At 41.0% G+C, this 12,359-nt stretch carries 11 protein-coding genes; all 11 read right to left on the bottom strand.

The genetic code is table 11. The features are described 5' to 3' along the window. Window positions 1-3: 3 nt before the first annotated feature. On the bottom strand, window positions 4-126 hold the full coding sequence (locus tag RCP16_RS05330) for a hypothetical protein (RefSeq protein WP_273594302.1): 123 nt from the start codon (window positions 124-126) through the stop codon (window positions 4-6). Between the two features lie 51 nt (window positions 127-177). Next, complete coding sequence (gene parE, locus RCP16_RS05325; protein ID WP_069328539.1) at window positions 178-2,163, bottom strand: DNA topoisomerase IV subunit B; 1,986 nt, start codon at window positions 2,161-2,163, stop codon at window positions 178-180. A gap of 366 nt (window positions 2,164-2,529) precedes the next feature. Continuing rightward, complete coding sequence (locus RCP16_RS05320; RefSeq protein ID WP_308641814.1) at window positions 2,530-3,519, bottom strand: ABC transporter permease; 990 nt, start codon at window positions 3,517-3,519, stop codon at window positions 2,530-2,532. Beyond that, a complete protein-coding gene (locus RCP16_RS05315; protein ID WP_308641813.1) occupies window positions 3,512-4,531 on the bottom strand; it encodes an ABC transporter ATP-binding protein in 1,020 nt (339 codons plus the stop codon). Before RCP16_RS05315 ends, RCP16_RS05320 begins: the two co-directional genes overlap by 8 nt. 43 nt (window positions 4,532-4,574) lie before the next feature. After that, window positions 4,575-5,393: a GDSL-type esterase/lipase family protein gene (locus tag RCP16_RS05310; protein ID WP_308641812.1), complete on the bottom strand. Its 819-nt coding sequence runs from the start codon at window positions 5,391-5,393 to the stop codon at window positions 4,575-4,577. Window positions 5,394-5,621: 228 nt separating this feature from the next. Next, complete coding sequence (locus RCP16_RS05305; RefSeq protein WP_308641811.1) at window positions 5,622-5,894, bottom strand: DUF1450 domain-containing protein; 273 nt, start codon at window positions 5,892-5,894, stop codon at window positions 5,622-5,624. A gap of 208 nt (window positions 5,895-6,102) precedes the next feature. After that, window positions 6,103-6,630, bottom strand: coding sequence for a CAP domain-containing protein (locus RCP16_RS05300; RefSeq protein ID WP_308641810.1), 528 nt, complete (start codon window positions 6,628-6,630; stop codon window positions 6,103-6,105). Between the two features lie 144 nt (window positions 6,631-6,774). Beyond that, window positions 6,775-7,230 (bottom strand): GNAT family N-acetyltransferase, encoded by a 456-nt coding sequence (locus RCP16_RS05295; RefSeq protein ID WP_161594173.1) that lies wholly within the window; start codon window positions 7,228-7,230, stop codon window positions 6,775-6,777. After that, a complete protein-coding gene (gene purT, locus RCP16_RS05290; RefSeq protein ID WP_069327978.1) occupies window positions 7,220-8,407 on the bottom strand; it encodes a formate-dependent phosphoribosylglycinamide formyltransferase in 1,188 nt (395 codons plus the stop codon). Before purT ends, RCP16_RS05295 begins: the two co-directional genes overlap by 11 nt. Window positions 8,408-8,669: 262 nt before the next feature. After that, window positions 8,670-10,535, bottom strand: coding sequence for an ABC transporter ATP-binding protein (locus RCP16_RS05285; RefSeq protein ID WP_308641809.1), 1,866 nt, complete (start codon window positions 10,533-10,535; stop codon window positions 8,670-8,672). Further along, window positions 10,528-12,345: an ABC transporter ATP-binding protein gene (locus RCP16_RS05280; RefSeq protein WP_308641808.1), complete on the bottom strand. Its 1,818-nt coding sequence runs from the start codon at window positions 12,343-12,345 to the stop codon at window positions 10,528-10,530. Before RCP16_RS05280 ends, RCP16_RS05285 begins: the two co-directional genes overlap by 8 nt. Window positions 12,346-12,359: the final 14 nt, after the last annotated feature.

Below are 12,359 nucleotides of genomic sequence, written 5' to 3'. Positions count from 1 at the left end.
ACCTTACCTTCCGAGCTTATCGCCGGATAATTTTGAAGCCGCCGCAGAGTACAGAGGGAAGTGAATACCATTCCAACCAAGCACGGTATGATGCTCACTTCCATCTGCACTAAAGCAGCGGCTCATTTAGTTTGATCATCCATCAAGATTACTTTTCTATATCACAGATACAATTATTTACTCCACATATTCTGTAAAGTCTACATTTTCGACGATCCAACGTTTACGAGGATCAACTTTATCGCCCATTAATGTAGATACACGACGTTCTGCTTTGGCAGCATCTTCGATCTGTACTTTAAGTAATGTACGACTTTCAGGATTCATCGTTGTTTCCCATAATTGATCTGGATTCATTTCACCTAATCCTTTGTAACGTTGTAAATCTACATTTTTGCCGAACTCTTTCATCGACTGATTCAACTCTTCGTCTGTCCATACATAACGTTCTTGCGATTTTTTGCCAGCACGTTGAGAAATCTTGTACAGCGGAGGTTGAGCAATATAGATACGACCGTTATCGATCAATTGCTTCATATAACGATAGAAGAATGTTAATAGCAACACTTGAATATGTGCACCATCGGTATCCGCATCGGTCATAATAATGATTTTGGAATAATTGCTATCTTCTATGGCAAATTCAGTTCCTACTCCTGCACCAATAGCAGAAATAATCGCCCGATATTCTTCATTTTTCATTACATCTGCAAGTTTGGATTTCTCTGGATTCATCGGTTTACCTTTGAGTGGTAAAATCGCTTGAATCTTGGAATCTCGTCCTTGTTTCGCAGAACCACCTGCCGAATCTCCTTCGACAATAAACAGTTCGTTTTTAGAAAAATCTTTCGATTGCGCTGGACTTAGCTTACCGTTCAGATTCGAACTTTCGCTACGTTTGCGTCCTGTACGCATATCATCACGCGCTTTACGAGCCGCTTCGCGTGCACGAGAAGCTTGAACTGCTTTTTTGATCAGCTTTTGAGCGACTTGTGGGTTTTCTTCGAGAAAGCGTTGCATATTTTCAGCGACTACCGCATCTACTGCTCCACGTGCGGAAGAACTACCCAATTGGTCTTTGGTCTGACCGACAAACTCTACATCTGACATTTTGACGCTTATAACCGCCATCATGCCTTCTCGTAAATCTCCACCTTCGAGGTTTTTATCTTTTTCTTTGATCAGTGCTGTTTTGCGAGCATAGTCATTCAATACACGAGTATATGCTGCTCTAAATCCTGTCTCATGCGTACCGCCGCCCCGTGTAGGGATGGAATTTACAAATGAAGCAAGCGTTTCAGTATATCCTGCATTGTACTGCATCGCTACTTCGACTTCGATATCTTCACGTTCGACATTGAAATGAATCACATCATGAAGAACATCTTTGCCTTCATTCAAAAACTCTACGAATTGACTGGCTCCGCCTTCATAATAAAAACGATCTTCTTTATCATTACGATCGTCTTTAAGTAAAATTTCTAAGCCTGAATTCAGAAAAGCAATTTCTTGCAGACGCTCAGCAAGTGTATCGTAATTCAATGCAATTCCTTGTTGGAACACACGAATATCTGGTTTGAATGTAACTTTTGTTCCTGTAATTTTGGTTTTGCCAATAACTTCAAGACCACTTACAGGCTCACCTACATGCTCTTTTTCTTTTTTATCAACCCAATATTCAAAACGTTGACGGTGAATACCACCATCACGATAAATTTCTACTTCTAGCCACTCGGATAATGCATTCGTTACTGAAGCACCAACTCCGTGTAGACCTCCGGACTTTTTGTATCCTCCACCGCCGAATTTACCACCTGCATGCAAAATAGTAAATACAACTTGTGGTGTAGGTACTCCACTTTTATGCATTCCTGTCGGAATACCACGTCCGTTATCAAAAACCGTAACCGAACCATCTTTGTTCAGTGAAATCTCGATTTTTGAACAATGTTTTGCCAAATGCTCGTCAACTGCGTTGTCCACAATCTCCCATACGAGATGATGAAGCCCAGATGAACTTGTACTACCGATATACATCCCCGGACGTTTCCGTACGGCAACCAGCCCTTCAAGCACCTGAATGTCGTCAGCATCATACCCGGAAACTGGCGGATTAACATTACCACGGGATGAATTTGTGAGTGAATCGATCTTTTCGACCATTCATGGTCCCCCTCTTTAATCTAAATATTGCTTTGTTCTGTTTGACCTACGATTAGCATTATAAATCTTAGTCGAAAATTATACCATAGGTAAATCAATAATCGCGCTTGACCCCGAACCATCATATCATACGCTTTTATTTTGTCGACACTTTTGATTTACATAAAATGTAATTTATTCGATAGATAAATGTATAATGCAAACACATGTTCCTTTTATTCTTTAAGTGTAATCTAATCTTTTCATTTCGTAAACCCACTTGTCACATTATTCTACGATTTCCCATTATATTAGCTACAATGATCTTTTGTAAATAAACTTGCCTGCTGATCTTCATAAGATAAGCAGGCAATCATACTATACTTTTTAATTGAGCACATCTCTTTTGGTAAATACAGCAAACGAAACGATGACTGACGCTAATGCCCATATTGCCAATACGCCAAGCGAGAATGGTAATGTCATGCCTTCAATCGGTGCCGGGCTTCCTGATAAATAATTAGTCAGTCCCAAATTAACCATAAATAAATATTTAGCTGTGCTCCACGAAGCCGCCATATTGGTCAAAATGGTACCTGCAATCAATGCTGCCATCATAATAACGATACTGGCTGCGGTACTTCGTACTAACACAGATACCATAAAGGCAAGTAAGCCGACGGTCAAACCGACAAACCAGATCAATCCCATTTGCATCAAAATAAATTGCCACTGAGCTATAGCGTGTACACTACTCATATCGGTTCCTGTATCACCCGGCTGGAATCCGGTAAATACAGGAATGTTAAATCCACTGTATCCGAATGCTGCTCCTGAGATGACGTAGGAAATAATAAAGGTTGAAACGACAATCAGCGAGACAAACATCGTCAGCGTAATGAGTTTACTTAACAATACTTTCCACCTACGAATCGGCCTTGTAAGCAACATTTTGATCGTTCCGCCTGTTCGTTCCGCCGATACCAGATCAGAAGCAATCGTCATAATAAGCAGTGGGATAAATAAGCTACTGGAGTTATCCAGAAATTCGCGAGTAAATGTAACGCCACCCGGTTCATTCGGATTCACATCATTTTCTAAATAATATTGCATCTGTTGGACAAACACACGACGGTATTTTTTCCATTCTTCAGGTACACGATCACTACCTAATGAGTTCTGGTTATCTGTGATTGCTTGCTGTAATTCAACACGCCAATCTTCACCGAACTTGGTGCGATTTTCTTGGGCTTGACGCATCTGCGCATAAGTAAACATCGGTACCAGTACTAATAAAACCAATAGCACGACATAAAATCTTTTTTTCTTAATAATTTTTATCGTTTCATTCTGTACCAATGGCCATATACTATTCAATAAATTCACCTTCTGTCACGCCCAGGAATAGTTGTTCCAATGTCGGGCTAAGTTTGCGTACATTATGAATCTGAATCCCTGCTTGCACAAGTGTAGCAATCGTTGTCGAAATGTATTCTTCAGGGGTTGCGGTGATAATAGAATGCGGTCGAAGTGATGCTGCTGTATCGTTATCCAAGTTAGAACTCTCCAGATCAAGCACTTGAATAGAAGGTATTGATTGAAGAATCTGTTCTCCTTGTGCTTGAGGTTCTAATTCCCATATCACAAGATGCTGTGTATCTTCTACCAGCTCTGTTACTCCGCCTACAGCAATAACACTTCCTCGTCCCACAATTGCTACGCGATCACAAAGCAATTGAATTTCACTGAGTAAATGACTGGATACAAACACAGCCATACCTTGCGATGCCAGTTCGCGGATGAAAATACGCATATCTCGAATCCCTTTAGGATCAAGTCCATTGGTCGGTTCATCTAAAATAAGCAATTTAGGGCGACCTAACAACGCTTGAGCGATCCCAAGCCGTTGACGCATACCTAGTGAGTACTTGCTTACTTTATCGTGAATACGCTCATCCAGACGGACAATCTCGGTGACTTCTTGAATCCGCTTCTCATCGACACCGGGCTGCATCCGTGCAAAATGCTCTAAGTTTTCCCATCCTGTCAGGTAAGGATACATTTCAGGATTTTCAACAATTGAACCGACATAAGCCAAAGCCTTCTCCGGTTGCTTGGTCACATCGTAACCGCAAATATTGATCGTTCCTTCTGTAGGGCGAATCAGATTCACAAGCATTCGAATGGTTGTTGTTTTACCTGCACCGTTCGGTCCTAGAAAGCCAAAGATTTCACCTGCTTTGACTTCAAAAGTGACATCTTTGATAATCCACTTTTTGCCGATTTTCTTTTTGACATGTTGGACAGATAATACAATCTCTTCTTGAGATGCTACAGACTGCGAATTAGCCGTTGCTATGGGATGGGTTGTTGTTAATTTAGAATCCATTATGATCTAGCTCCTCTCTCATTTCCATACAGGGTATACCTCATTATTCGATACTCTGGACGACACGTTCTGCAATTTGTTCATAACCTGTACCATTAGGATGGAAATGATCAGAAGATAAATATTTATTTAGATTTTGCTGAAATAAATCAAACGTAGGAATAAGCGACATATTGGATTGACTGTTAATAATATTCAGTGCAGTAGTATTCCATGCGGTTACAGCTTCATTACCAGGTACACGTAGTTCAGGTAAATCAGAGAATGGGTTATACAGTCCGAGGTATAAAATATGAGCGTCTGGATTAATTTGAGCGATTCGCTCTAAGATTTGTTGTAATGTTTTGCTGGCTTTCGGTAAATTGGCAAGCAATTGTTGTTTGCTTGGCGCTTGTTGTGTATTACCAAGGGCTTCTCCAGCATTAAATAAATCATTAGCACCAATCGATACAAAAATCATATTCGATTGTTTCAATACATGTTGGACACCGGGCTCTTCTAATGAAGAAAGCACTGACGCTGTTTTCTGACCGTTAATACCTAAATTGGCGATTAATTTAGCTTCTTTGCCGTTTTTTTGCAATAAGTCTACGGTTCGACGAGCAAATCCACTACCGTCGTCATCTCCTGTACCTTTAGCAAGTGAATCTCCTAAAACAGCGATTTGAAAAGATCCGTCTGTTGCAACAGTCGTTGCTGGTTTTGCTCCACTTGTTGTTGAGTCGGATGTATACGTGCTCCCTACAGGGTTTAATACATCAGAAATGGCATAAATAAAGCCGCCAATCAATACAATCGTGGCTACAATGGATGTGATGCCTGTGATTCGCCAGATACGCACTGACGATTTGGATGATTTCATTATTTGGCCTCCTGTGTTAGAAATATGAACAACATCTGCCACTTGGTATGATGACTCGCGGTTCATTTTAAGATAGGTTATCTATCTATTATATACAGTACGTGCACAACTTCCAAACAGTTAGAAACTATCGCTTCTATTTTTAAATCTATACACAGCAAAAAGAAGATGGTTATATTATCAATCCACCATCTTCTATACATAGAACGATCTATTTGAAAGTAATCATTATTGTTTTACTTTCTTCTTTTCTTTTTTACCTTTTTTATCATTAGACGCATGAATCATTTCGATCAATTTGGCATATAATAGTTCTGGGGTTTCTTCGCATATCAGTGTCTTTTTCCCCACTAAAGCGATCGGTTGTTTGCGACAAGCTTTACACTCGCTTAAGCAACTTTTTTGCTTTTGCTTCACATCAGGGAACTCTTTTTTAAGTGTTTTATAGACTTTTTTTGTACCGAACTTTTCATTTTTTGTGCAATATTTGATCGTTTTCATCGCTTGTTGGCTCCTCTATCTGTTGCATTATTGCTATGGATATCATCTTATTTACCCTAATGAAGACCAATATGTAACGATTATACTGCTTATGAGCTTATAAAAATACCTGCTTCCTTCTAAAAACAAAGGAAACAGGCATTTTTTATTCTATAAATCCGATTTTCGACTGCATCTGTCACATTTCATTATTGCATTTTGTAGCGTATTATTTTCCGATAAAATCTTGTACCCATACTCCATTTTGATACCCTACACCGATTGATGTAAAGCTAGAACTTAAAATATTGGCTTTGTGACCGGAGCTATTCATCCATGATTGCATCACTTGAGCAGGAGATGTTTGCCCTTTGGCGATATTTTCTCCAGCTGCACGATAACTAATTCCATACGTTTTCATCATTTCAAAAGGAGTTCCATAAGTTGGTGACGTATGATCAAAATAATTATTTTTCACCATATCGATAGCTTTATCTTGTGCCATCGTTTGAAGCTTGGTGTCTACCGTTAATGCTTTTAGCCCTGCTTTGCTACGTTCTTGATTGACCAATTGCACCACTTCCGCTACAAAGGTAGAGGTGTCTGCGGATGCACTTTGACTGGCATATACAGGTTTGGTTGTTTTCACATGATGTGTAGTAGCCGCTTGAGCAGGAGCTGCTATCGTTACTGTTACAAGTACTGCTGCGGCAGCAGTTGAGGTGATTCGTTTTAGTAATGTACGATTGTTTTTCAATGGTGTTCCTCCTTTAAATTCAGAATCACCGTATATTTTACCATCTATTGGTATTTAATTGCTATTTTCGCTCTATGATTAAAGCAAAAAGGCACCAGGATTAACCTGATGCCTTTTCGAAAGGTGTGGCTGTGTATAGCGGAATTACATTTTTTTAATGTACCGGCATCCAATCTTCTCATAGCCCATATGTTGATAAAAAGAGCATGAGGATAGACGTTCGTCACGGTTCATTCCTGTTACATAGACAGAGTGATCTCCAGCTTCGTTTGCTTGCTTTTCAGCTTGAGCAATCAATTCACGTCCGATCCCTTGACCACGATAATTCGCAGAAATGATTAGACCTGTGATTTGTGAAGTCTGTTGACCTGTCTCATATGAAGTCTCACGGTACATAGCGATCATACCGACGACCTGTCCTTCACGTTCTGCAACAAGAGTCAAAAATTGCGGTTTGCCTTCCAACGCTTCCATACGGTCGCGCAGTACACTTTCCGTCATCGGATAACGAAGTTCACGCATTAGAGCAGTTAGAGCTTGAACATCTTTACTTTCGAATTTACGGACTTCTGCAACAGGCATTAATACACTAGTCGACATGTACATACTCCTCTTTTAGCAGAGCTGCCGCTTGCACGGCTCGCTTCCGCGCAATTTCCACACTTTCATCCGCACTGAGAGCTACCGCCATTCGGCGACCCGGCTTAGTCTCCGGCTTACCGAATACACGTACTTGCGTACGGGGTAACTTCAATGCCTCATCTATTCCGCCAACGACAAAATCTTTGGAAGCTTGTGTTGCTTTCAGTGTCGCTGATGCGCCAGGAGTTAACAAATGAATACTCGGAATCTCAAAACCAAGAATAGCCCGAACATGCAGAGCAAATTCTGATAAATCTTGAGTAATCATTGTCACCATACCTGTATCATGCGGTCTTGGCGACACTTCGCTAAATACAACACCATCTGGGGTTAAAAAGAGTTCGACACCGAACAACCCATATCCACCCAGACGTTCTGTAATGGTTGCAGCAATACGTTGTGCTTCTTCTAACTGTCCAGCAGTCATTGGGTGCGGTTGCCATGACTCAACATAATCTCCGTCCCGCTGAATATGTCCGATCGGCGGACAAAATAACGTTCCAGAGGCACAACGCACCGTAAGCAGTGTAATTTCACTTTCAAAATGTACAAACGCTTCGACAATAACACGAACTGATTTGCCTCTTGCGCCTTCAAGTGCCGCATCCCAACATGCCGAAGCATCTTCAGGGGTGCGACATACGCTCTGTCCTTTGCCAGACGAGCTCATAAGAGGCTTTACTACGCAGGGTGTTCCAAGTACAGCAACAGCTTCTTTCAATTGCTCCAAGTTGTCAGCGAACCGGTACGCAGCAGTAGGCAATCCAAGGGTCTCAGATGCCAGACGGCGTATCCCCTCACGGTCCATTGTCAATTGGGCTGCAACTGCGGTAGGCACTACATTGTAGCCTTCTTGCTCTAGTTCTACCAGTACGTCTGTTGCTATCGCTTCAATCTCAGGTACAATAAAATCCGGTTGTTCACTGATAATGACTGCTCGTAGCTTAGCACCATCAAGCATATCAATAACATGAGAACGATGAGCAACCTGCATAGCAGGTGCATCCGGATAGCGGTCTACAGCAATACATTCAATGCCGAGTCGCTGAGCTTCGATCACTACTTCCTTGCCAAGTTCTCCACTCCCAAGCATCAACATCCGTTTCGCTTGACGAGAATTTGGGGCCCCCCACATGATAGACAGCACTCCCTTATATACATGTTTTGCACTGCAACCTACAAGGTACTGCTTACGTCATTTTGCTTATCGAATCATTACCTATTCGACAATGAATAGCACATTGTAAAATTTCCGACGAATTTCCTTTTAAACTTTACAATGTGATGACACTTTCTATTCTCTTATCTAATGAGCAAGATTGCAAGTCACTTTGTCTAAATTTTTTGACAATTCTCGTATAATTCTTACTTTCAAGGCTTAATTAAGTCGAATAATGTCACAAAAAGCGGAATTGCGCTTCAATCAAACCATTGTAAATGCCTTGTTTTTGAATCAACTCTGCGTGTGTTCCTTCTTCTTTGATCTGTCCATGATCCAATACGACAATATGATCAGCATGTCGAATCGTAGAAAGTCGATGCGCCACGATAAAAGAAGTTCGTCCTTGAAGCAACACTTTTAGCGCTTCTTGTATACGTAGTTCTGTCTCCGTATCGATACTGGCTGTCGCTTCATCCAAAATCAAAATCCGTGGATCTGCAAGTAGTGCGCGGGCAAAAGATAATAATTGACGTTGCCCCATCGACAACACATTTCCCCGTTCTTCGACTTCTGTATCATAGCCTTTGGGCAACTTCTCAATATACGCATGAGCATGAACAGCTTTGGCGGCATTTTCTACTTCTTCATCGGTAGCATCCAGTCGTCCGAAGCGAATATTATCTCGTATTGTTCCGGAAAAGATAAACGTATCTTGAAGCACAATACTGATCTGTCCACGCAGACTTTCCAAAGTCACATCACGGATATCATATCCATCAATTTTAATCGTACCGCTCTTAATATCATAGAATCGACTAATCAGATTAATAATCGTCGATTTACCAGAACCGGTATGTCCGACCAATGCAATAGATTGTCCTGCGGTGACATGTAGATCAATCTCGCGCAGTGCAGGTCGATTAGCTACATATTCAAAAGTCACTTTGTCAAACACAATATCTCCGTTGATACGTGGTATCGGTTGTGCACCTGGCTTATCGGCTACAGAAGGCTTTTCATCCATAAATTCAAAAATACGTTCAGACGATGCCATCGCTACAAGCAGTTGGTTATACATATTTCCCAGACGGTTAATCGGGTCCCAGAAATTCCCTACATAACTTGCAAAAGCGACCAGTGTACCAATCATAATCTCACCGCTAGCGATCAATGTGGCTCCATACCAGAATAGAATCATAGAACCCAATCCACCCGTAATCTCGATCAACGGTCCGAACGATTGATTGAGTGCAGAAGCTTTATCCCACGATTTTTTGCTAGAAGCATTCATATTATCAAAGTACTTCATATTCTCTTTTTCTTGTGTATACGCTTGCGTTACACGGATACCTTGAATCGATTCGTTCAAGTGAGAATTGATACGTGAATTCTTCATTCGCACTTCTTGCCATGATAGACGGATAATTTTGCGTAACTTGGTGGAGACGAAGAACATTAACGGTACGGTCAGCATCACAGCAAGCCCTAATTTCCAATTAATTAGCATCAGAATCACCACGATACCTAATAGCTGAACACAATCGATCATGACGTTCACTGCACCATTTGTAAATAAATCTTGCAAAGAGTTCACATCATTGGTTACTCGTACTAATACAGAACCTGCGGGACGTTTATCAAAAAAGGAAAAGGATAAGCGCTGAATATGACTAAATAAATCCGAACGAAGATCATAGATCACACGTTGTCCAATAATATTCGTATATTTGATCCGATATGCATTCGCTGCCCACTGGATAAGATATAATCCCAGTGCCAATGCAGTAAGTCCGTATAGTAATTTGAGGCTAGGAGCACCCGATACAGGTTGAATCGCTTTATCAATCGCTGCTCCAGTAATATAAGGAACCGCCAATTTGGTAATCGTGCCAAGTACCATCATCAAAATAATAAAGGGTAGCAATTGCTTAGCATATGGCTTGATATAACCGAACAATCGTGCAAATTGAGACCAGTTAAATGCTTTATCAATCAACTCATCATCTTGATAAACAAATCGGTCTTCGACACGTGTAATAGCAGATGAATTGGATAGCTTTTGCTTTTCTTCTAGTGGTTCTTTGACGGATAGATTACTCATAGCTTCTCACCTGCTCGCTGTTGATCTCACTTGCTGTCTCGTGGGAAATAGAGGGCTCATCAATATCTTGAAGTCGCTGAATATGGTCTGCATATTGCACATGATAAATATCCTGATAAGCGCCCGGTACATGTATCAATTGCTCATGCTTCCCACGCTGTACTACCCGTCCTTCTTGCAGTACTAGAATCTCATCGGCATGGCGCAAAGAAGAAATACGGTGAGCGATAATAAATGTAGTTCTACCTTTCATCACTTCCTGAAAACCCGACTGAATCTCATGCTCGGTCTCCATATCAACAGCGCTGGTAGCATCATCGAGAATCAGGATTTTCGGGTTTTTGAGTAGTGCACGAGCAATCGCAATCCGCTGCTTTTGCCCACCGGATAATCCCATACCTCGTTCACCGACAAGTGTATCGTACCCTTGTGGTAGTTCCATAATAAAATCATGAGCTTTGGCAAGCTTGGAAGCCCGAATAATATCATCCATCGTGACCTCACTCATGCCGTAAGCGATGTTATTTTTGAGTGTAGAAGAGAACAAAAACGTTTCTTGAAAAACAGAAGCGATCTGAGAACGCAAGTCTTCAATTCGGATATCTCGGATATCGACTCCATCCAACTTGATGCTGCCTTCAGTCACATTATACGCACGCATTAATAACTGAATAACTGTCGATTTACCAGATCCTGTACCCCCTAGTAAGCCGATAACCGACCCTGGAGGGGCATCCAAATTAATATCAACTACAGCAGGTAATTGATTCCCGTAAGCAAATGTCATATGTTCAAATGTCACATGACCTTTCACTTCATGAATATTCATGTGACTTGTTGTATCTTTATCTTTAACATCTACATGCTGATATAGAATTTCCAATATACGCTCGGTAGAGGCTTTGGACTGCGTATAGTTATTGATATGAAATCCGAGTCCCCACATCGGTCCAATAATGTACCAAATTAAGGTGAAAAAGGCGACCAATTCACCAAGTGTAAGCGAACCTTGGATCACTAATGTTCCACCAAAACCAAGCAAAATCACGACACAGACCGAAGCCAGTAATTCCATAACTGGAAAGTAGCGACTCCAGAGTGTAGCGGCATGAATCTGATTGGTGCGATAACGCTCATTACGTATAGCAAATTTATCAACTTCATGAGGTTCACGAGCAAAAGATTTGACGGTTCGTACACCTGTAATATTTTCTTGTACAGCTGTTGTTAAAGACCCTAAAGCAAGCCTCATTTCTTGAAAAGCAGGGTGAATACGGGATTCGAATTTGAGAGCGACAAAGACTAAAAAAGGAATAGAGATTAATGTAACCAGTGTGAGTTGCCAGTTCATTGAAAACATGACGATCGAACCAAAGACCACCATAATAAATACATTCAATAACTGAGCAAAACCAAAACCGATAAAGTTACGAATCGCTTCGAGATCACCGGTTAAGCGTGACATTAAATCTCCTGTTTTAGCTGTGTCATAATAACGGAAGGATAGAAATTGTAACTTTTCATAGCACGCGTTGCGAAGTCGGTATGCAATATAATTACCTAGACGTCCTCCAAAAAATCCATGAAGAAATTGCATGATACCTTTCAGAATAGCGACACCAAAAATAGCTAGTGCCAACATTGGAACCTGATCAAATCGCCTCAGCTTGATAACATCATCAATCAAAATTCTAAGTAAATTTGGATATACTAGCCCGAGTGCGGTAGCGGTTGCAAGACATAAAATAGAGAGGTATAAATAGCTTCTTTTGCTCCGATAATAGTCATGCAATTGTTTGAGAACGTCCATGTGTATCCCCCTTT

The organism is Paenibacillus nuruki, from assembly GCF_963311185.1.
In the GTDB taxonomy this organism is placed as follows: domain Bacteria; phylum Bacillota; class Bacilli; order Paenibacillales; family Paenibacillaceae; genus Saccharibacillus; species Saccharibacillus nuruki.
This window is presented reverse-complemented; position numbering and strand designations above follow the sequence as displayed.